General features: G+C 64.3%; 15 protein-coding genes. 12 read left to right on the top strand and 3 right to left on the bottom strand.

Annotation, left to right across the window (positions count from 1 at the left end):
- Positions 1-132 precede the first annotated feature (132 nt).
- Positions 133-327: a hypothetical protein gene (locus ACCQ09_RS20910; RefSeq protein WP_139145260.1), complete on the bottom strand. Its 195-nt coding sequence runs from the start codon at positions 325-327 to the stop codon at positions 133-135.
- A 51-nt stretch (positions 328-378) separates the two neighbouring features.
- Here ACCQ09_RS20910 and ACCQ09_RS20905 point away from each other — a divergent pair, with 51 nt between their 5' ends.
- From ACCQ09_RS20905 to ACCQ09_RS20885, 5 genes are all read left to right on the top strand, one after another.
- The gene (locus tag ACCQ09_RS20905; protein ID WP_228428064.1) at positions 379-5736 is read left to right on the top strand and encodes an RHS repeat domain-containing protein; all 5358 of its coding nucleotides are present in this window, start codon (positions 379-381) and stop codon (positions 5734-5736) included.
- Between the two features lie 10 nt (positions 5737-5746).
- Positions 5747-6658, top strand: coding sequence for an RHS repeat domain-containing protein (locus ACCQ09_RS20900; RefSeq protein ID WP_012439585.1), 912 nt, complete (start codon positions 5747-5749; stop codon positions 6656-6658).
- Between the two features lie 9 nt (positions 6659-6667).
- The gene (locus ACCQ09_RS20895; RefSeq protein ID WP_075272237.1) at positions 6668-7276 is read left to right on the top strand and encodes a DUF416 family protein; all 609 of its coding nucleotides are present in this window, start codon (positions 6668-6670) and stop codon (positions 7274-7276) included.
- A 147-nt stretch (positions 7277-7423) separates the two neighbouring features.
- Positions 7424-7561: a helix-turn-helix domain-containing protein gene (locus ACCQ09_RS20890; RefSeq protein ID WP_228428062.1), complete on the top strand. Its 138-nt coding sequence runs from the start codon at positions 7424-7426 to the stop codon at positions 7559-7561.
- Positions 7562-7576: 15 nt separating this feature from the next.
- Positions 7577-8398: an IS30 family transposase gene (locus ACCQ09_RS20885; RefSeq protein ID WP_228428092.1), complete on the top strand. Its 822-nt coding sequence runs from the start codon at positions 7577-7579 to the stop codon at positions 8396-8398.
- Positions 8399-8472: 74 nt separating this feature from the next.
- On the opposite strand, the gene ACCQ09_RS20880 is transcribed toward ACCQ09_RS20885, so the two are convergent.
- Positions 8473-10101: an alkaline phosphatase D family protein gene (locus ACCQ09_RS20880; protein WP_040942062.1), complete on the bottom strand. Its 1629-nt coding sequence runs from the start codon at positions 10099-10101 to the stop codon at positions 8473-8475.
- A gap of 352 nt (positions 10102-10453) precedes the next feature.
- Here ACCQ09_RS20880 and rsmG point away from each other — a divergent pair, with 352 nt between their 5' ends.
- The 5 genes from rsmG (at position 10454) to ACCQ09_RS20855 (ending at position 16465) form a co-directional block, all read left to right on the top strand.
- On the top strand, positions 10454-11092 hold the full coding sequence (rsmG, locus tag ACCQ09_RS20875) for a 16S rRNA (guanine(527)-N(7))-methyltransferase RsmG (protein WP_040942410.1): 639 nt from the start codon (positions 10454-10456) through the stop codon (positions 11090-11092).
- 146 nt (positions 11093-11238) lie between these two features.
- Complete coding sequence (locus ACCQ09_RS20870) at positions 11239-13056, top strand: DUF885 domain-containing protein (protein ID WP_040942061.1); 1818 nt, start codon at positions 11239-11241, stop codon at positions 13054-13056.
- Positions 13057-13279: 223 nt separating this feature from the next.
- Positions 13280-13666 (top strand): DUF2946 family protein, encoded by a 387-nt coding sequence (locus ACCQ09_RS20865; protein ID WP_016944268.1) that lies wholly within the window; start codon positions 13280-13282, stop codon positions 13664-13666.
- Positions 13667-13721: 55 nt separating this feature from the next.
- Complete coding sequence (locus ACCQ09_RS20860) at positions 13722-14987, top strand: TolC family protein (protein ID WP_040942060.1); 1266 nt, start codon at positions 13722-13724, stop codon at positions 14985-14987.
- Between the two features lie 212 nt (positions 14988-15199).
- Positions 15200-16465, top strand: a complete 1266-nt coding sequence (locus ACCQ09_RS20855; protein WP_040942059.1) for an efflux RND transporter periplasmic adaptor subunit — start codon at positions 15200-15202, stop codon at positions 16463-16465.
- A gap of 234 nt (positions 16466-16699) precedes the next feature.
- On the opposite strand, the gene ACCQ09_RS20850 is transcribed toward ACCQ09_RS20855, so the two are convergent.
- On the bottom strand, positions 16700-16936 hold the full coding sequence (locus tag ACCQ09_RS20850; protein WP_228428090.1) for a hypothetical protein: 237 nt from the start codon (positions 16934-16936) through the stop codon (positions 16700-16702).
- A 167-nt stretch (positions 16937-17103) separates the two neighbouring features.
- On the opposite strand from ACCQ09_RS20850, the gene ACCQ09_RS20845 reads away from it, so the two are divergent.
- Together ACCQ09_RS20845 and ACCQ09_RS20840 are read left to right on the top strand one after the other, a co-directional pair.
- Positions 17104-20316 carry an efflux RND transporter permease subunit gene (locus tag ACCQ09_RS20845; RefSeq protein WP_029217104.1) on the top strand — a complete coding sequence of 1071 codons (3213 nt, stop codon included), beginning with the start codon at positions 17104-17106 and terminating at the stop codon, positions 20314-20316.
- Positions 20313-20936: a cation efflux transmembrane domain-containing protein gene (locus ACCQ09_RS20840; RefSeq protein WP_040942058.1), complete on the top strand. Its 624-nt coding sequence runs from the start codon at positions 20313-20315 to the stop codon at positions 20934-20936. Before ACCQ09_RS20845 ends, ACCQ09_RS20840 begins: the two co-directional genes overlap by 4 nt.
- Positions 20937-20972: the final 36 nt, after the last annotated feature.

The following is a 20972-nucleotide window of genomic DNA, read 5'->3' as shown; positions in this document are numbered from 1 at the left end:
GGCAGTCCTTGACGAGTTAGGTCCGGCATCCAGATCTAGCGCATGAGTCTTACCGGCGCGTGTCTGGCGCGACGATAGCTAGGCGAATCTTTCAGGCTTAGCAACGCGATTGGAGCATTTCGAATTCACCCCTCAGCGCTGCGTTGCTGGCAATGAAGTGGTGAGCGCTTGAGGTGCTGCTACATGGGCGTCTTTCGCTTTTTCAATGTGCATTGGGTTTTGAATTTTCTTGACGGTGTTCCCGTTGCGGAACAGACTCGTCTGAGGCACCAAGGACAGGTCATCGCGCGAAGCGCCAGCTGGTTCACTGGCTGGGATGGCGGTCATGAGTGGATATTCACTACAGCGCAGAGGTCAGGGATGAGTAGGAAGCCAGGCGTGTCTGATGATAAGTGCGGCCAATTTTGGAAAATTCTTCGGACTTGCGGTGCTGCACGCCTGTTTGCGGGGAATTTCGCAAGAGCCGGGGTGACGATTTTCTCGCTCGCGTGCTGTCCTTCGATACTGCATGCAGAGATTCCAAGTTGGCATGAGGAATATGGCAACCGGCTGAAATATGCGGAACTGGTCGAGCCGCTCAAGGGCGATATCTTTGGCGAATCGGTCAATCTTTATGACGGGTCGGTGTCCTTCTCTGCCACCGAGCTGTCGTTGACGGGAAATAACGGTTTACCGGTGTCCATCGGACGCAGGCTCGACCCGAGTAATCCCAAAAACAATCTTGCGTTTGGCGACTGGGAGCTGGATATCCCTTCGCTTTCAGGCGTTTTTGGAGACGATGCGGCAACGGCAGGTGCCGGCAGTTGGGCGCCTGCGCAGCGCTGTGACAGTGTGAGCGGACCACCGATTGTCACGGTCCGAAATGTTCGCGGAACCCTCGATATTGATTTTGCCGATTTCGAGTATTGGGACGGCAACCGGCTGTCGTTGCCCGGAGGTGGAGGCGGCGAACTGCTTGGTGCATCAGGAGATGCGCGCGAGGTCAGGCCGACGTTTACCGAGGCTGTGCGCTGGAATACCAAGGACGGCTGGTTCTTCTCATGCCTGGGTGCCTTGAAGAGCGGACAGGCAGGGCAGGGCTTCGTGGGGCATGCGCCCGACGGTAGCAAGTATTACTTCGATTGGATGGTGGTGCGCGACCATAACGACCAGGCACATAAGCAAACCCTTGGGGCAGATACGCATGCGGTGCTTCGCCGCAACAAGGTCTTTCTGTATCCGAGCCAGGTCGTCGACCGCTTCGGCAACTGGGTTCGCTACGAATGGAGTGGCGCGCAGCTGCAGCGTATCCATGCCAACGATGGACGTAGCATTGTGCTCGGCTACGACAACGCGGGGCGTGTCGCCAGTATGACCAGCGGTACGCGCCAGTGGAGCTACCAGTACGACAGCACTACTTCCCGGCTGATCTCGGTCACTTTGCCGGATGGAACAGCGTGGGGCTATGCGATCGCGCCACCGGCATTGCTATACAAGCAGCGGCAAACCCAGGACGAGCCGGAGTCCAATTATCGGGTACGCATGGATCTGTGCGCCAAAATGGGGATCCTCCTCGACAACGAAGCGATCTATACCGTCAACCATCCTTCTGGAGCAGTCGCAACGTTTAGCCTGCGCCCGATCCGACACGGTCGGATGGGTGTGCGTTTCGATTGTCAGGAAAACGGGGAAAGCGCCACGCTGGAGGATGGATGGAACCAGACGCCGCTGTATCGCGGCGCCTACACTCTCAAATCCAAGACCATCAGCGGCCCTGCGCTGCCGACTGCTCAATGGCAGTACGACTATCTCAATTTAGGTGGGCGCTACGATCGCGACGTCACGGTGGATAGCTGGCCGTTGTATCCGGTAGGCAGCGCAGAACACAAATTCACCGTGGAAACCGAACCCGACGGCACGGTCAAGCGTTACGAGTTCGGCAAGGAAGTCCGCTACAACGATGGGCGGTTGCTGGGCGTAGTGACCACGCGCAACGATGTCAATGTCAAAGTGGAGACCACCAGTTACGTTGCAGAGTCGCAGCTTGCAGACGCACCGTTTCCGGCATTGGCTGGTACCAGTTATGTTTATGGCAGTGACGAGATCATGTCGCATGGCAACCGGCCCGTGCAGAGCACCAGCACAACCCAGGATGGTGTGCAGTTTGTCCGGCAGATTACAGCTTTCGATGCTTTTGCCCGCGAGAGATCTGCAGTGGAGTCGAACTCTGCCGGCCAGAGCAGAACTACCTCCAAGGCCTACTACGACGACGCTGGGTTGTGGTTGTTGGGACAGGACCAGCAAGAGACCGTCGGCGATATCCAGCGCAGCCGCGCCGAGTTTGATACTGCAAGTGGGTTGCCAGTGCGTTTCTATGCGTTTGGGCGACTTGCCCAGAGTGTGGGCTACGCCGCTGATGGAACGGTCGCCAGCGTTAGTGATGGGCGTGGCAATGCAACCCTGCTCAGTGGTTGGAAGTTCGGTGTACCGCAGCAAATCAAGTTTCCCGGCACTGCTGAAGCGCCCAATGGCGCGACGCGATCGGTGGTGATCGACGACAACGGATGGATTGCCGCACTTACCGATGAGAACGGGTTCACTACCAACTATACCTATGACGGCATGGGGAGATTGGCGTCGATCCAATATCCGCAAGGCGACAGCACGGCATGGAATGCAGTGAGCTTTGCGCTGCAACGCATGGAGGCAGCCAATCTCGGCCTGCCTGCCGGGCATTGGCTGCACAGCCGCACGCAGGGCGGGCACACAACCCAGACCTATCTGGATGCGTTATTTCGCCCAGTAATGGCTGCGGAGGTGGCACAAGGGCAGACCGATAGCGCCGTGGTCACTCGCTATGACGTCACTGGCCAGAAGGCGTTTACCTCGTATCCGTCGCGTGCAGTGAACGACGTCAACCAGGCACTCTCAGGCACTTCCTATACATACGATGCGCTTGGGCGTCCGATCAGCATGACGCAGGCATCGGAACTCTGGCCGCTCGTTACCACGACCGAGTACATCGGCGATCTCAGCGTCCGCGTGACCAATCCGCGAGGTCTTTCCACCACGACCCGGCATCTTGCCTATACCGGGCCGGAGTACGAGATGCCGCTGACGATTTCCCAACCCGAAGACGTGATTACCGAGATCCAGCGCGATGCGCTCGGAACTCCACTCTCGATCAACCGGCGTAACGGGGATGGCAGCCAGCAGCTGGCCCGTCGCTATGTCTACGATGGGTATCGCCAGCTGTGCAAGACCATCGAGCCAGAATCCGGCGCCACCGTGCAGGACTACGATGCAGCCGGCAATCTTGCCTGGTCTGCATCGGGCACCGCCCTGACCAGCGCGACCCAGTGCGATACCGAAGCGGCGCAAGCGAGTGGGCGTGTCGTGGTGCGCAACTACGATGCGCGCAATCGCTTGTTTCAACTGCGCTTTCCTGATGGTCGGGGAGATCAGGATTGGTCCTACACCCCAGACGGCCTGCCTGCCTCCATCAGCACGTCCAATACCAGCGACGCGTTGCCGGTGATCAACAGCTACCAGTACAACCGCCGACGCCTGCTGGTTCAGGAGTCTCAGCAGCACGCCGAACTCGGGCTCAGGAGCATGAACTATGCCTACGATGCCAATGGCGCACTGTCGGGCCATACCTACCCGAGCGGGCGTGTCGTGGACTATGCGCCGGATGCATTGGGCCGACCGACCCGTGCCGGCAACTTTGCCAGCGAGGTGACCTACTACGCCAACGGCGGCATGTCGCGGTTCCTCTACGGCAATGGCGTGGTGCATACATTGGGACAGAACGTGCGTGGTCTCCCCGATCGCAGTACCGATCTGGCCGGTGGCACTGCGGTGCTCGACGATGGCTATGACTATGATGCGGTGGGTAATGTGATGGCCATCAGCGATGGCGTAACGGGCGGCAACACCAGCCGCGACATGACCTACGACGGCCTGGATCGGTTGAAAACCGTAACCTCGGCTGCTTTTGGTGACGCCAGCTACAACTACGACGCCTTGGACAACCTGCAGGCGGCCAAAGTGGGAACGCGTGATCGCATGCATGTTTACGATGGCAACAATCGCCTGACCAACGTGGTCGATGCCGTCGGCGGAGCGACGCTGGTCGGATTGAGCTACGACGTGCAGGGCAATTTGAACAATCGCAACGGCGTGACCTACGATTTCGACTACGGTAACCGCCTGCGTCAGGTCGGTGCAGTGGAGGCCTATCAATACGATGCGCAGGGAAGGCGTATCCGCGCTCAGGCCTCCGCCAGCGGCGCGATCTACTCGTTCTACGACAATGCCGGTGTCCTGCGGCAGCAGCGCAATGAGCGCACCGGCAAGGACGTGGACTACATCCAGCTCAACGGCAGTCTGGTGGCGCAGGTGTCGGGCAGCGTGACCCCGAATGTTCCGGCTTTGAGCGGCCCGGGTTACGTCAATCAGGGCGACTACGCGTTGACCTGGAACGCAGTGGGCGCGGCAACCCGTTACGAACTGGAGGAAGCGGCCAGCGGCGGAAGCTGGACAGGCATCTACAACGCAAGCGCGCTGACTTTCACCGTCACCGGGAAATCGACTGGCAGCTTCCAGTATCGCGTCCGTGCATGCCGCGACAGCTGTGGAGGCTGGAGCAATATCGCCACAGTGGCAATCGAGCTGCCACCGTCGACCGTGCCCAGCCTGTCGGTGCCTCAGTTTGGCGACAACGGCAACTACAGCATCGCCTGGTCCGCCGCTTCGGGTGCAACCGGGTATGAATTGGAAGAAAGCGTTGCCGATGGTGCCTGGAGCCCAAACTACACCGGTGCAGAGTTGTCCAGGGCTTTTGCAGCACGCGCGGCGGGGATATACAGCTATCGGGTACGCGCCTGCAATCCCATCGGCTGTACGTCCTATTCCGCCAGCGCCAGTGTCAATGTGGTGTACCCGCCCGACAGTGCGCCCGCGACGAGTGCTCCTGCCCGTGCCACCCAGAGCGGCTTTGCCGTCAGCTGGTCGGCTGTAGGCGCGGCCTCTCACTATGTGCTGCAGGAAAGTGCCAATGGTGGAGCGTGGTCCACGCTGCAGGAGGGCCCCCAACAGGCCTTCGAGACCGGTGCCCGCACTGCAGGCGATTACGGCTACCGGGTGGCGGCCTGCAATCGTGCCGGGTGCGGCAACTGGTCCGGCGCTGTCGCGGTGCAGGTTGTCGCCCCGCCCACTCTGGAGCCCTCAGTGTCGGCCCCCTCGCTGGTGCCGGGTAACGCGTACACGGTGAGTTGGAGCACTCCATCCGGCAGCGAGAGCTTCCAGCTGGAAGAAGACAGCAATGGCGCAGGATGGGTGCAGGTGTATGCGGGCGCTGCCACCAGCTTCGACACCAGCAAAGGCAAGGGCAGCTACGGCTACCGGGCCAGGGCCTGCAACATGGCCGGCTGCGGACCGACCTCGGGCATTGTCACGGTGACGGTCTCTCCGCCACCGGCGACGCCGGTCATGCAGACAGCGAACTGGCTGAGTACGCGCACCGCGCCGGTGCAGGTCTGGTGCGAAGCCGGTTGGTCTGCGGTCGCCGATGCAGTGGAGTACCAATTGCAGAGCAGTGGCGGCAATGCGCTTTACACCGGCCCCAGCACCTATGTCAGTGCCAACGGCAATGCCTACTGCGCCTACGAGTACACGGTGCGCGCCTGCAACGCCGGTGGTTGTTCGGCATGGTCGAGCCCACCATTCCCGGTGACCCAGGGCGAGATGGAATGAGGATGCCAGGATGCTGAAGAGAATCATGCGTCGTGCGGCGCTGCTGTTGGCATTGGCCTGGCCGGCTGCAGGTCTTGCCGAAACGGTGGAGTACATCCACACCGACGCCTTGGGCTCACCGGTGGCGATCACCGATGCCGCAGGCAATGTGATCGAGCGGACGGTGTATGAGCCGTATGGCGGCATGGTCAACAAGGCGGCAGTGGACGGACCTGGGTTTACCGGGCATGTAGCGGACTCGGCGACCGGGCTGAGTTATATGCAGCAGCGGTATTACGATCCACAGGTTGGAAGACTTCTTTCAGTTGATCCTGTGATGGCTCATGGAAATCCTTTAGGGGCTTTTAATCGCTATTGGTATGCTAACGACAATCCGTATCGGTTCACTGATCCGGATGGAAGGCAAACAATACCATCGGAAAATAAACTTGGTTCCAGCGACCCAGCTGTTATCAATGACTTCCACCAAGCACAGGGTGAGCATGCCGCTATTACACTTAACGTTGCTTTAGACCTGTTCCTATCGCAGTTTGGTGATGGTCCTGGTGGAGCGGCTGCAGGCGTAGGTGGGGTTGTTGCGAAGTCTGCTGAAGCAGTAAGCGCCCTCACCAGGGCAAGGGAAATCCAGGGCGCACTGAAACCTATAACTCAGTCCAAAGTCACGACTGCTGTAACAGAGACGGCGGAAGGCGTTCGCGTTGTAACTTCAAGCGAAGGGAGGTTGCGTCCAGCACAGCGTGCAGCCCTACAAGTTGGCGAGGTGGCTGGAAAAGGCGCCGCACGCACGCACGCGGAGGTGAACGGAGTCAATGCCGCTAGAGATATGGGATTGACACCAACAAGCGTCTCGCCAAGTCGAACGGCATGCCCAGGATGCCAGGAAGCAATGAAAAAATTAGAAATTCCGATTAAAGATAAATAAAGGCTGAAAGTGGAAATTTTCAACGAGACAAAAATTTTGCTGTGGATAAATGGCATGCCGGATTGGAGGCGCATAGCTTTTATGACCTATTGTTGTGAAAGAATGTTTCCTAATTACGTTGATTTCAGCAAAGAGACCGAGTTTGGTGATGCGTCGGTATTAAGGAATTCCTTAGACTATATTTGGGAATGGATTGAATTCGGTAAGTTAAATGAGGATGCGGCTACCCTAGTAAAAGCTTGTGAGAAGCAGGCGCCTGATACAGAAGATTTTACTTCGATATACACATCCGCCGCACTTGATGCTGCTGCAGCAACAGCGATAACTATAAATGCAACAGCAAGCCCGACAGCAATGCATCTCATTGATGTGGCATCTTTATCCAGGGACACTGTTGATTTATTTGTTCAATTTCAAGAGGATATTGATCCTAATGATCCTCGCCTAGAGGGCATGGTTTGTGGAAGTCAGCTCATGCAAAATGAATTGCGTATCCAAAAGGAAAGTCTTGAGTTCCTAGTCAATTTAGAGGGGGGCCGTGAGACAGTGACTAAGGTGCTGCGTGCGCGATGGTCAAATCTTGATAATGGAAGTCTGAAATTGGCTCAACTAGGGTGAGATAATTTCTAAACTTTATTTAGCTAGGCTATATCCTTAATGTGAACCATATGGCCGACGGCTTCAGCTCTGGATCGCGACACCAACGGTTGTGAAGTGGCCCAGGCGACCTGACCTGAACCACTTCACCGCCAAGTGGAGTTGCCCATGTCATCCAGCCGCCTGGGCCTGCTAGAACGATACCCTCCACATGCGTTGTATGAAACCGGCATGTCGATGCGGGCCATCGCCGATGCGTTGGAGCGTGCACCCAGCACGATCAGCCGCGAACTGCGCCGCAACTAGCACGCTCGGCAGTATCTGCCAGAGCACGCGCAGCGCATCAGCGAGCATCGGCGCACGCAGGCCAGCCGGCGTCTACGCATCGACGCTGAGCGCATCTGCCAGATCGAGGGCCTGCTGAGCGAGGATTTCAGTCCGGAACAGATTGCCGGTCGCACCGGCTTGGCCAGTCACGAATGGATCTATTGGCAAATCTACGCCGACCAGAAGCGCGGTGGTCAGTTGTTCACGCATCTACGCAGGCGCCGCCGCAACCGCCGTCGGCGGGGCGTGCGCGATGGCCTCGGGCAGCTGACGCATCGGCACAGCTGGACACGGCGCCCAAGCGTGGTGGAGCAGCGAAGCCCCATCGGCGACTGGGAGCTGGATACCCTCCGGGCCTCATACAGAAAGGCCGTGGTGGCCAGCATGACCGAACGCCGCAGTCGCCTGCATCTGCTGGCTTACTCGCCTGACGGCACCGCCGAGAACGTGCGCAACGCCATCGTCCAGCGGCTGTATGGCCTAGGCCATACAGTGCACACCCTCACCGCCGACAACGGCAAGGAGTTCGACGATCATCAGCTCATAGCTGCCTGCCTGCAGAGCGATTTCTATTTTGCAGATCCGTACTGCGCATGGCAGCGAGGCAGCAAAAAAATGCCAACGGGTCGACTCGCCAGTACTTGCCACGACAGACCGATTTCAGCACGCATCACCGATGCGCACCTGCGATGGATCGAGCAGCGACTCTACAATCGCCCACGCAAGATACTCGGATTCAAAACTCCCCTCGAAGTCTTCTCCGAGGAGGTCCTCAACAGCGTTGCGAATCAGAGTCGAATTCGCCGGGCGAATTGACGGCACAGGGGCGAGCTCGAAGGCATGGATCAACCCTGGCCCATGATCTTGTCGATACAGATATTTATAGTTGATCACGCCTCCACTGCCCCCGCCTTGCCGTCTTCGACCACAAAGCGCTTCAACGTCGAGACCGTGGCCTGGCGGTCGCGGCGATCGGAGATGCCTTGCAGGCGCGTTTCCATCCGGCCCGGGGTCAGTGTCACCGAGACATAGCCGCGCGTCTCGCCCTCGGCGTAGTGCACCTGCGGATTGAGCGCCATGGTGGCTTGCAGCTCGGCGTTGCTTTGGCCGTCGGAGGTGATTGAGGTGCCGACGAATTCGGTGGCCAGCGTCGGCGAGTCGGGGTCGGCCGGATCGGCCTTCAGATCGGTGACCCAGTACGAATGGATGTCGCCGCCCCAGAACACCGGGTTGCGTAGCCGGGTCGTGGCGATCGCCTCGAGCATGCGCGTACGCGTGGCCGGGTAGCCGTCCCAGCCGTCGGTCCAGTGGCCGAGCACGCCGTCGCGGCCGTGTTGGTTCATCGGTGCCACCAATAGATCCTGTGCGATCACGTTCCAGCGTGCAGGCGACTGCGCAAAGGCGCCATGCAGCCAACGCTCCTGTTCCCAGCCGAGCATGGTGCGGCGTGGGTCGGTGCGTTCGCGGCAGCTGTCGTCCACCACGTGGCCGCCACGCCAACCGTTGGCTTGCGGGCAGGGTTGTTCGCTGCGGTACTGGCGGCCATCGAGCACGTAGAAACGCGCCAGCTGGCCGTAGTCCAGCGACCGGTAGATGCGCATGTCCGCGCCATTTGGGCGATTGCGCGCGCGCAGCGGGAAATGCTCGTAAAAGGCGCCGTAGGCGGCCGCGCGTCGGGCCAGGAAGGTGTCGACTGCAATCGACGGATCCTGCGACCAGCGATTGGCGTAGTCGTTCTGCACCTCATGGTCGTCCCAGGTCGCCACGCAAGCGCTGCCGGCGTGCAGTGCCTGCAGATCGGGATCGGTGCGGTACAGCGCGTAGCGGTTGCGATAGCCGGCCAGGTCCAGGCATTCGCCGCTGCCGTGCGGGCGCACGATCTTGGCCGCCGCCTCGCCGTGATTGCTGTATTCGTAGATGTAATCGCCGAGGAAGAACACCAGGTCCGGTTGCTCGGCAGCCAGATGGCGGTAGGCGCTGAAGTAGCCCAGCTCCCAGTGCGAGCAGGACACAAAGCCCAGTCGCGCAGCCGCCGGTAATTGATGCGGCGCCGGCAAGGTGCGTGCGGTGCCGATGGCGCTACGCGCGCCCAGCGCCTGGAAGCAGTACCAGTACGGACGGTCGGCGGCCAGGCCGGCGACCTCCACATGCACCGCATGACCCCAGGCCGGGCTGGCCATGGTCTCGCCCTGACGCACGATGCGGCGCATGCCCGGATCGCTGGCCACCTGCCAGCGCACACGCACCGGTGCGGTCAGCCCGCCGTGTCCATCCGGGTCCAGCGGGCGCGGTGCCAGCCTGGTCCATATGACAAAGCCGTCGGCCAGCGGGTCGCCAGCGGCCACGCCCAGGGTGAACGGATCCGGGTTGCCGCTTGCGCGTGCGAACGGGCTGAGCACCCCGGCAGTCGCCAGCCCGGCGCTGGCGATGAGAATGCGCCGGCGGCCGTGATCCACTTGGGTGGTTGCGTTGTCGGGGCCGGGCAGGGGCGATGCGGAAGACGGGTCGATCGAGGACATGGGCACACAGGCAATCTGGCGAGCGCGACCATAGTGCGACGGGCGGATGTCCGTTCAATGGCAGCGGCAGTGCTGTCGCTGCCGGCGCAGGCTTGCGCGCGTCATCGAGTGCGGATGGTGGATACGGGGCGTGCCACCGCGGCGGATGATCCCGCCCACAGCGATGCGCATGAGCCGGTGCAGCGGCGGCTATCGTGGTGATTGCAGGTCCTGCGATATCGCCGAGCCTGGACGTTCCGTGCCGGGCAAGCTCAAGTACGACGGCTTCCTGCCCACGCGCCCACGTGCCGCGCATCGCCACCAAGCGCGGCACCCACGCACCTGCACGCCACCCAGCTGCGATAATCGCGGCATGAACGATGCTGCGCTTCCCCCCGATGTCTCTGCCGCACTGGCCAACGGCCTGCAGGCCCAATCCCTGGATGCGGACTTTGCCGCGCCGCTGCTGCGTTACCTGACGCTGCTAGTGCGCTGGAACAAGACCTACAACCTCACCGCCGTGCGCGACCCGCGCGAGATGGTCACCCGCCATCTGCTCGATTCGCTGGCCATGCAGCCCTACATCGTCAGCGGCACGCTGGCCGATCTGGGCACCGGCCCCGGGCTGCCCGGCATCCCGCTGGCGATCACCCGCCCGCAGCTGCAGGTGACGCTGGTGGAAAGCAACGGCAAGAAAGCGCGCTTCATGCGCGAGGCGCTGCGGCACCTGGCGTTGGGCAATGCCCGCGTGGCCGAGGCGCGTGCCGAAGCCGTGGACGAACCGGCCGCCTACGACCATCTCACCGCCCGCGCGCTGGATACGCTGGCCGGCATCATCGCCGTTGGCGGGCATCTGCTGCGCCCAGGCGGCAGCCTGCTGGCGATGAAGGGCGTCTACCCGCACGAGGAAATCGCCGCATTGCCCGCCGGCTGGCGCGTTGGCGAGGTGCATCCGTTGCAGGTGCCCGGCCTGGAGGGCGAGCGCCACCTGGTGGTGGTGCACAAGGACTGATCTGGGGTAACCCCTCACGCTGCGCTGCATGAGATGAAGCAAGCCCAGCCGCAAGCCTGACGCACGCGTTGGGACTTCCGGCCCATGGCAGCCGGCCCGGTGCCTGCGAAGATCGGAGGTTCGATTCGACCGCAGGTTGCCCGCACGTGACATCTCCCCTTGCCGCCGCACTTTCGTTCGCCCTGCTGGGCCTGTCCTTCAGCGCCGATGCCGCGCCACCGGTAGCGGCCAACGCGCCGTCCACGCTGCGCGCCGAAGCGCCAGCCGATGCGCGCTTCCGCGCCATCTACGAGAAAGAATGGGCATGGCGGCAGGCCGAGACCGGCCAGGCCGACGAAGACACCGACACCACCGGCGACAACACCCGCCTGCCCGACGTTGGCCCGGCCGCGCAGCAGGCGCGCCTGGCGGTCTGGGACGGCGTGCTCAAGCAGCTGGACGGCATCGACCCGGCCACGCTCTCCCCGGCCAACCAGGTCAACTACGCCATCTACCGCCCGCAGGTGGAAAACCTCGCCGCCGAAGTGCGCCTGCGCGCCTACGAGATGCCGTTCAATTCGGACAGCTCGTTCTGGTCCAACCTGGGCTTCATGGCGCAGCGGCCAATGAAGACCGCCGCCGAATACCGCGCCTACATCGCCCGCCTCAATGACGTGCCGCGCTATTTCGACCAGCAGGTCGCCAACATGCGCGCCGGCCTGGCCCGCGGCTTCAGCGTGCCGCGCGCGGTGCTGGACGGGCGCGATGGCTCCATCGCCACCGTGGCGCAAGTGAGCGACCCCACCGAGTCCACCTTCTACGCACCGTTCAAGCAGCTGCCCGCGCAGATCCCCGCCGCCGAGCAGGCGCAGCTGCGCGCGCAGGCCAAGGCGGCCGTGAGCGGCGCGGTGATCCCGGCGTACGCCAGGTTGCTGACTTTCTTCCGCAACGACTACGTGCCCAAGGCGCGCACCACCCTGGCCGCCGAAGCCATGCCCGACGGCAAGGCGTTTTATCGCCAGCAGATCCGCGAATACACCACGCTGGATCTCACCCCGGACCAGATCCACCAGATTGGCCTGGACGAGGTGGCGCGCATCCAGACCCAAATGAACGCAATCATCCAACAGGTTGGTTTCAAGGGCAGCTTTGCGCAGTTTTTGACCTTCCTGCGCACCGATCCGCAGTTCTATGCCAAGACTCCGCAGGAGTTGCTGGACCGCGCCGCGTGGATTTCCAAACGCGTGGACGGGCAGGTGGGCAAGTTCATCGGCACGCTGCCGCGCGGGCGCTTCACCATCAAGCCGGTGCCGGACGATATCGCCCCGTTCTGGACCGCCGGGCGCGGCGGCGCCACCACCTATTGGGTCAACACCTACAACCTGCCGTCGCGACCGCTGTACAACCTGCCCGCGCTCACCCTGCACGAATCTTCGCCCGGCCACTCGCTGCAAGGCTCACTAGCGCTGGAACAGGGCGAGCAGCCGGCCTTTCGCCGCGAAAACTACATCTCCGCCTATGGCGAAGGCTGGGCGCTGTACACCGAAAAACTCGGCCAGGAGATGGGCATCTACGAGACGCCGTACGAAGAGTTCGGCCGGCTCACTTATGAGATGTGGCGCGCCTGCCGGCTGGTGATCGACACCGGTGTGCATCACGACGGCTGGAGCCGCGACCAGGCGCTGGCCTACCTGCGCGACCACACCGCGCTGAGCGAGCACGAAGTCACCACCGAGGTGGACCGCTACATCTCCTGGCCGGCGCAGGCGCTGAGCTACAAGCTCGGCGAGATCGCCATCGTCAAACTGCGCGCCGAAGCCGAACAGGCGCTGGGCGAGCGCTTCGACATCAAGGCCTTCCACGACATGGTGCTGCGCCAGGGCTCGGTGACCTTGCCGGTGCTGGAACAGCAGGTGCGCGCCTTCATCGCGCAGAGCAAGGCCCGTCCGGCCGACCAGAAGCCGGCACCAACCACCGCGCCGTGATCGCCCGGGCCCGCAGCCACGCGGCGGCCTGCGCAGGAAAAACGGCACCAGTGGCCCGCTCCACGTAGGAGCGGCCCTGGCCGCGAAGCCGTACCGATCCTCCAACCGACGTCCCGCACCCGTCAGGACCACCCCGACACCGGCATCGGTGTTTCTACGCCTAACGCGACAAGACACCCGCACTGCGATTGTGTAACCCCCCCGGCCTCTATACGCTGCGGGCATGTTGCTCCGCCGCGCCCGCCTGTTGCACCCGTTGCTGCGCCTGATGGCGCTGGCGGTGCTGATGATGGGCGTGCTGGTCGCGCCCATCGCCTGTGCGCTGGGCGACGTGCATGCGCTGGCGCATGACCAGGCACATCTGGACGACACCGCCGCGCATGGCCACGACGGTGCCGACGAAGCCGATGCGGGCGGCGACCAGGATGGCGCCGGCCTGCTGCATGCCCTGATGCACAGCGGCTATTGCCACGGGCACAGCCCGGCCCTGTTGTCGGCCGCAGCGTGGGGCCCGTTGCCGGCCAGCGCGCAGGCGCAGCCGGCGCCGCTGCCCAGCGTCTACCGCTCGCACCTGATCGAGACCCTGTTGCGTCCCCCGATCGCGGCGTGATGCATCGCCGGCAGCTGCCGGCCTGTCCATCGATCCCGATTCCGGAGACACCCTCATGTGGTTGCGACTGACGGCACTTGCCGTCTTCGCGGTCGTGCCGTGCGCCATGGCGCAGGACGTACCGCCCAAACCCGTGCTGACCCTGGACGACGCCATTGCGCGCGTTGCCCGGCAGCATCCCGATCTGCGCCTGGCCGATGGCCAGCGTGCGGTCCTCACCGCCGAAGCCGAACGCGACGCCCTGCGTCCGCCGTTGCGCCTGGGCGCACAGGTCGAAAACGTGTTCGGCACCGGCCCGACCCGCGCGCTGGACCAGGCCGAACTCACCGTCACCCTGGCCGGGGTGCTGGAGCGCGGCGGCAAGCTCGACGCGCGCCGCACCCTGGCCCAGGCGCGCATCGACGCGCTGGCACCCCAACGCGCATTGGCACGGCTGGATGTGTTGGCCGAAGTGGCGCGGCGCTATCTGGCCATCAGCCTGGCGGCGCAGCGGCAGACGGTGGCGTTGGAGACGCTGGCGCAACGGCAGCGCACCGTGCGGGCCGCGCGTCAGCGCCTGCAGGCCGGCGCATCGCCCGAATCGGTGGTGCTGACCGCGCAGGCGCTGCAGGCCCGTGCGGAACTGGAGCGCGATCGCGCGCAGCAGGAGTGGTTGGCCGCGTGTCGCCAGCTGGCGGTGTTGTGGGGCGAACGCACGCCCGACTTCGCCGCGGTCACCGGCGACCCACTGCAGCTGCCGGCGATTCCCGACTTCGACGTGCTGGCGCAGCTGCTCGATGCCACGCCCGAGCTGGCGCGCTTGAACAACGAACAGCGCGTGCGCGAGGCACGGGTGCGGCTGGCCCGCAGCCAGGCACGCCCGGATCTGGATTGGCAGGTGGGCGTGCGCCGCCTGCAGGGCAGCGATGCCACCGCGCTAGTCGGTGGCGTGTCGTTGGCGCTGGGCAGCGCGGCACGTGCGCAGCCGGAGATCCGCGCGGCCGAAGCGGAGCTGTCGCTGCTGGACATCGAACGGCAGTCGCAGGCGCTGGTGCTCTACACCACGCTAGCCGATGCGCACGGCCGCTACCGCGCCGCGCAGTTGGAAGTCAGCCGCATGCGCGAGGACGTGCTGCCCGCACTCGCCCGCGCCGATGCTGCTGCCGAACGCGCCTACCGCGCCGGCGCCACCAGTTATCTGGATTGGGCGCAATTGCAGGCGCAGCACAATGACGCACGCCAGCAACAACTGGCTGCCGCATCGGAGGCGCAGACCGCGCTGATCGAAATCCAGCGCCTGACCGGCCAGTCGTTTGTCGTGCCCGCGCAGGTGACGCCATGAGTCTGCACGTCTGGCACCTGCAGTGCCGCAGCAGGCTGATCGCACTGCTGTCCGCACGCATCACCGCCGGTTGTCTTGCAGCGGCGTCACGCCTGCGCGTGCTGCCACGCGCGCGCGCGCAAACGCACACCTCGCGCACCACTTCCACGCGCTGTTCTTCATCGCTTGCTGCCTCCAGCGCACTGCGCGGGCACCTCACAGGACCTGTTTCCATGACCACGACTTCTTGGATCGCACCGCTGTTGCTGGCGCTGCTGCTGGGCGGCTGCGGCCGTGACGGCGAAGACGCACATGCGCATGCCGGCGAAACCGCAGAACACGGCGGCGAGGCGCACGCCGAGGAAGCCGCCAAAGGCAGCCATGGCGGGCGCCTGCTGAGCCAGGACGGCGACAGCGTCGAGCTGGCGATTGCCGAAGACGGCACCCCGCCCACCTACCAGGCCTGGCTCTACCGCGACGGCAAACCGCTCCCGGCCACCGCCGGCAGTGTGGAGGTGCGGCTCACCCGTCTGGGCGGCGCCACCGAAGTGCACCGGCTCAGCGCACGCCCCGATGGCCGCCTGCTGGCCGACAGCGTGGTGGCCGAGCCGCATTCGTTCGATGTCGAGCTGCGCGCGACGGTGCAAGGCAAGGCGCATCGCTGGACCTATGACAGTTACGAAGGCCGCACCACGATCGCCGCGGCGATCGCCAAGGAAAGTGGCATTCGCGTGGCACCGGTGGCCGCTGGCAGCATTGCCGACCAGCATGAGGTGCAGGGCCTGCTGACGCCGGCCGAAGGCGGGCAGGCACAGGCCACCGCGCGCTTCCCCGGCCCGGTGCGCAGCCTGCGCGCCAACGTGGGCGACCAGGTGCGCGCCGGGCAGGTACTGGCCACGGTGGAGAGCAATCTGAGCCTGACCACCTACAGCGTGGTCGCGCCGATCAGCGGCACCGTGCTGGCACGCAACGCCAGCGTGGGCAGCAATGCCGGCGAAGGCCAGGCGCTGTTCGAGATCGCCGACCTCTCCACCTTGTGGGTGGACCTGCACATCTTCGGCGCCGATGCCGGGCACATCACCGCCGGCGCGCCGGTCACCGTGACCCGCATCAGCGATGGTGTGGTGGCGCAGACCACGTTGGAGCGGGTATTGCCAGGCACGGCAACCGCCAGCCAGAGCACGGTGGCGCGCGCGGTGCTGCGCAATACCGATGGCCTGTGGCGGCCAGGGTCGGCAGTGAAGGCGCGGGTGACGGTGGCGCAGCAGCCGGCCAAGTTGGTGGTGCCGGTGAGCGCGTTGCAACAGTTCCGCGATTGGCAGGTGGTGTTCGTGCAGGTGGGCGAGACCTACGAGGTGCGGCCGTTGACGCTGGGTGCGCGCGATGCGCAGCACGTGGAGGTGCTGTCGGGGGTGGCGGCGGGGGATGTGGTGGTGGTGGAGCAGAGTTATCTGGTGAAGGCGGATATCGAGAAGTCGGGGGCGTCGCATGATCATTGATCATTGTGTGTCTGCGGTGTCCTCCGCTGCGCTGGCATTTCAGTTGGGTTTGCCGGTGCTTCGTGGCAGCTCAAACCATGGCGTGTGCGCGGTTGCGTGCTTCGCTAGCAATAACGAACGTGGTGTTCGGTCTTTTCGGATGGTGCAAGGGCAGGGGCTTTCACGCCCTCTCGGGCGCGAGTCACTTTTCTTTGCTTGTGCAAAGAAACGTAACCAAAAGAAAGCACACCCCGCCTACGCGCCCTTCGGGTGCGCGGAGCCGGCGGGAATTTTCGGAAGGGACATCCTGTCCCTGCCGAAAACGTCGCGCATCCGTGCGCGCCGCCCCGGTGGGGTTTGCCCACCGTCTCCGCCGCTGCGGAAGGGGCCCCGGTACGGCAACGGCAAGATCGAAAGCAACAGCAACAGCCACAGCAACAGCCACAGCCACAGCCACAGCCACAGCCACAGCAGCAACAAGAACAGCAACACCAACAATAGCAATGCCAATTACAACGCTGATCACAAAGACGCTCGCTGCATCAGCGGTTGCTACGGTGATTGGGGCAGTGCTGGATTTTTTGGCGCGATAAGTCGCAGGCGTGCTGTTCGCGCAACCCCTGCGCCATGTACGCAGCACGTTTGTGGAGGTGCCCGCCATGCTCACTAAGATCATTCGGTTTGCGATCGCGCAGCGGTGGTTGATGCTGGCGTTGACGGGGGTGTTGATTGCGATCGGTGCGTGGAGTTTTTCGCGGTTGCCGATCGACGCCACGCCGGATATCACCAATGTGCAGGTGCAGGTCAATACGGCGGCGCCGGGATATTCGCCGTTGGAATCCGAGCAGCGGGTGACGTTTCCGTTGGAGACGGTGCTGGCGGGGCTGCCGGGCTTGGAGTCCACGCGGTCCTTGTCGCGCTACGGGTTGTCGCAGGTGACCGCGGTGTTTGCCGATGGCACCGATCTGTACTTTGCGCGGCAGCAGGTGGCCGAGCGGCTGCAGCAGGTGAAGTCGCAATTGCCGCCGGAGCTGGAGCCGCAATTGGGGCCGATCGCCACCGGCTTGGGCGAGATTTTCATGTACACGGTCGAAGCCAAGCCGAACGCGCGCAAGGCCGATGGCAGTGCGTGGACCGCGACCGATCTGCGCACCTTGCAGGATTGGGTGGTGCGCCCGCAGTTGCGTAACGTGCCTGGCGTGACCGAGGTCAACACCATCGGCGGGCATGCGCGGCAGATCCATATCACCCCGGATCCGGCGCGTCTGGTGGCATTGGGCTTCACCCTGGACGATGTGGCTCAGGCGGTGGAGGCCAACAACCGCAACGTTGGTGCCGGCTACATCGAACGCAGCGGGCAGCAGTTCCTGGTGCGGGTGCCTGGGCAGGTGGATGACATCGCGCAGATCGGCGCGATCGTGCTGGATCGGCGCGAAGGTGTGCCGATCCGGGTGCGCGATGTGGCCCAGGTGGGCGAAGGCCGCGAGCTGCGCAACGGTGCCGCCACGCAGGACGGAACCGAAGTGGTGCTGGGCACGGTGTTCATGCTGGTGGGCGCCAACAGCCGCACGGTGGCGCAGGCGGCTGCGCAGCGGCTGGAGTTGGCCAACGCCAGTCTTCCGGCCGGTGTGCGTGCGGTGCCGGTGTACGACCGCACCGCATTGGTGGACCGCACCATCGTCACCGTTGCCAAGAACCTGATCGAAGGCGCGTTGCTGGTGATCGTGGTGCTGTTCCTGATGCTGGGCAATGTGCGTGCAGCGCTGATCACCGCCGCGGTGATCCCGCTGGCGATGTTGTTCACCCTCACCGGCATGGTGCGCGGTGGGGTGTCGGGCAATCTGATGAGCCTGGGCGCGCTGGATTTCGGCCTGATCGTCGATGGCGCGGTGATCATCGTGGAGAACTGCCTGCGCCGTTTCGGCGAGGCGCAGGCACGGCTGGGCCGCGTGCTGGAACGTGACGAGCGCTTTGCCCTCACCGCCGAGGCCACCGCCGAGGTGATCCGCCCCAGCCTGTTCGGTGTGGGCATCATCGCGGCGGTGTATCTGCCGGTGTTCGCGCTCACCGGTATCGAGGGCAAGATGTTCCACCCGATGGCAGTCACCGTGGTGCTCGCGCTCACCGGCGCGATGCTGCTGTCGCTGACCTTCGTGCCGGCGGCCATCGCCTTGTTGCTCGGCGGCAAGGTGGCCGAGCACGAAAATCGCGCCATGCGCTGGGCACGCGGGGTGTATGCGCCGCTGCTGGATCGCGTGTTGCGGCATGCGCGCTGGGTCGGCATTGGTGCGCTGACCACGGTGGTGTTGTGTGCGGCGCTGGCCACGCGGCTGGGCAGCGAATTCATCCCGAACCTGGACGAGGGCGACATCGCCCTGCATGCCATGCGCATTCCCGGCACCAGCCTGGAGCAGGCGATCAGCATGCAGGCCACGCTGGAGCGGCGCATCAAGCAGTTCCCTGAAGTGGCGCACGTGTTCGGCAAGCTGGGCACGGCGGAAGTGGCCACCGACCCGATGCCGCCATCGGTGGCCGATACGTTCTTGATCATGCATCCCCGCGAGCAATGGCCGGATCCGCGCAAGCCCAAGGCGCAGTTGGTGGCCGAGATCGAAGCGGCGGTGCGGCAATTGCCCGGCAACAACTACGAGTTCACCCAGCCGATCCAGATGCGCATGAACGAGCTGATTTCCGGCGTGCGGGCGGACGTGGCGATCAAGCTGTACGGCGATGACCTGGACACGCTGGTGACGGTGGGCCGGCGGATCGAGGCCATCGCCCGCAGCGTGCCCGGGGCGGCGGATGTCGGCCTGGAGCAATCCACCGGGCTGCCGATGCTGGCCGTGGTGCCCGATCGCGATGCGTTGGCCGGCTACGGCCTCAATCCCGGCGTGGTGCAGGACACCGTGGCCGCGGCGGTGGGCGGGCAACCGGCCGGGCAATTGTTCGACGGCGACCGCCGCTTCGACATTGTGGTGCGCCTGCCGGAAGCCTTGCGCCAGGACCCGACCGCGCTGGCCGACCTGCCGATTCCGCTGCAGGGCGATGGCGAGCGCAACGATGCCGACGAATCCAGCCGCGCGGCCGGGTGGCGCAGCGGTGCGCCGACCACGGTGCCGTTGCGCGAGGTGGCCAGGATCGAGAGCGTGCTCGGGCCGAACCAGATCAATCGCGAAGACGGCAAGCGGCGCATCGTCATCACCGCCAATGTGCGCGACCGCGATCTGGGCAGTTTCGTGGCCGAGGTGCAGCAGCGTGTGCAGGCCGAGGTGGCACTGCCGACCGGTTACTGGATCGGCTACGGCGGCACCTTCGAGCAGCTGATTTCCGCCGGCCAGCGGCTGGCCTGGGTGGTGCCGGCCACGCTGCTGCTGATCTTCGCGCTGCTGTACTGGTCGTTCGGTTCGTTGCGCGATGCGGTGGTGGTGTTCAGCGGCGTGCCGCTGGCGCTGACCGGCGGGGTGGTGGCGCTGGCGCTGCGCGGGTTGTCGTTGTCGATCTCGGCCGGGGTGGGCTTCATCGCGCTATCGGGCGTGGCGGTGCTCAACGGCCTGGTCATGATCGCCTTCATCCGCGGCCTGCGCGATGCGGGCATGCCACTGGAGCAGGCCCTGCGCGAAGGCGCGTTGGCGCGCTTGCGGCCGGTGCTGATGACCGCACTGGTGGCGGCGCTGGGCTTCGTGCCGATGGCCTTCAACGTCGGCGCCGGTGCGGAAGTGCAGCGCCCGCTGGCTACGGTGGTGATCGGCGGCATCGTCTCCTCGACCCTGCTTACCTTGCTGGTGTTGCCGGTGCTGTACCGCTGGCTGCACCGCGAGCGCGCCCCACGCACCTCAGCGATGACGGCGCAGCAGCACGGGGGCACGCCATGAGCGCGCCCTGTTGCGGATGCGGAAAAACCTTGGACGTGGCGGCGATGCACGCGCGTCAGCGGCGCGTGCTGTGGTGGGTGTTGGCAATCAATGCCGGCAGCTTTGCGCTGATGCTGGCCGGTGCGCTGCACAGCGGCGCGGCATCACTGCTGTCCGGGAGCCTGGACAACCTGGGCGATGCGCTGACCTATGCGCTGAGTCTGGCGGTGGTGGGCGCCAGCATGGCGGCCAAGGCGCGCGTGGCCTTGCTCAAGGCCGGCTTGATCTTGCTGGCGGCGCTGGCCGTGGCGGCGGAGATCGGCTGGAAGCTGGCCCATCCGCAGGTGCCGCTGTTTCAGAGCATGGGCCTGGTGGCCGCGGCGAACTTCCTCGCCAACCTGGTGTGCCTGCGCCTGCTGTGGCCGTACCGCGATGGCGACATCAATCTGGCCTCGGCATGGGCGTGTTCGCGCAACGATGTCTACGAAGGTGTCGCGGTGCTTGCTGCCAGTGGGGCGGTCTGGGCGTTGGGCAGTGGCTGGCCGGATCTGCTGATCGCGGTCGGCTTGCTGGTCGTGTTTCTACGGCCTGCCTGGCAGGAGGCCCGGCGCGCCTGGGCCGAGCTGGGCACCGCCGGGTAGCACTCCCTCGGGTGCTGCAGACGCATCGCTGTACGA

It is taken from the genome of Xanthomonas sp. NCPPB 2586 (genome assembly GCF_041475775.2).
Lineage (GTDB): Bacteria > Pseudomonadota > Gammaproteobacteria > Xanthomonadales > Xanthomonadaceae > Xanthomonas > Xanthomonas campestris.
This window is presented reverse-complemented; position numbering and strand designations above follow the sequence as displayed.

Excerpts from the sequence above, each read along its gene's own strand:
- ACCQ09_RS20910 (WP_139145260.1), bottom strand. The coding sequence starts at position 327 with ATGACCGCCATCCCAGCCAGTGAACCAGCTGGCGCTTCGCGCGATGAC.
- ACCQ09_RS20900 (WP_012439585.1), top strand. The coding sequence starts at position 5,747 with ATGCTGAAGAGAATCATGCGTCGTGCGGCGCTGCTGTTGGCATTGGCC.
- ACCQ09_RS20890 (WP_228428062.1), top strand. The coding sequence starts at position 7,424 with ATGTCATCCAGCCGCCTGGGCCTGCTAGAACGATACCCTCCACATGCG.
- ACCQ09_RS20880 (WP_040942062.1), bottom strand. The coding sequence starts at position 10,101 with ATGTCCTCGATCGACCCGTCTTCCGCATCGCCCCTGCCCGGCCCCGAC.
- rsmG (WP_040942410.1), top strand. The coding sequence starts at position 10,454 with ATGAACGATGCTGCGCTTCCCCCCGATGTCTCTGCCGCACTGGCCAAC.
- ACCQ09_RS20865 (WP_016944268.1), top strand. The coding sequence starts at position 13,280 with ATGTTGCTCCGCCGCGCCCGCCTGTTGCACCCGTTGCTGCGCCTGATG.
- ACCQ09_RS20860 (WP_040942060.1), top strand. The coding sequence starts at position 13,722 with ATGTGGTTGCGACTGACGGCACTTGCCGTCTTCGCGGTCGTGCCGTGC.
- ACCQ09_RS20855 (WP_040942059.1), top strand. The coding sequence starts at position 15,200 with ATGACCACGACTTCTTGGATCGCACCGCTGTTGCTGGCGCTGCTGCTG.
- ACCQ09_RS20845 (WP_029217104.1), top strand. The coding sequence starts at position 17,104 with ATGCTCACTAAGATCATTCGGTTTGCGATCGCGCAGCGGTGGTTGATG.
- ACCQ09_RS20840 (WP_040942058.1), top strand. The coding sequence starts at position 20,313 with ATGAGCGCGCCCTGTTGCGGATGCGGAAAAACCTTGGACGTGGCGGCG.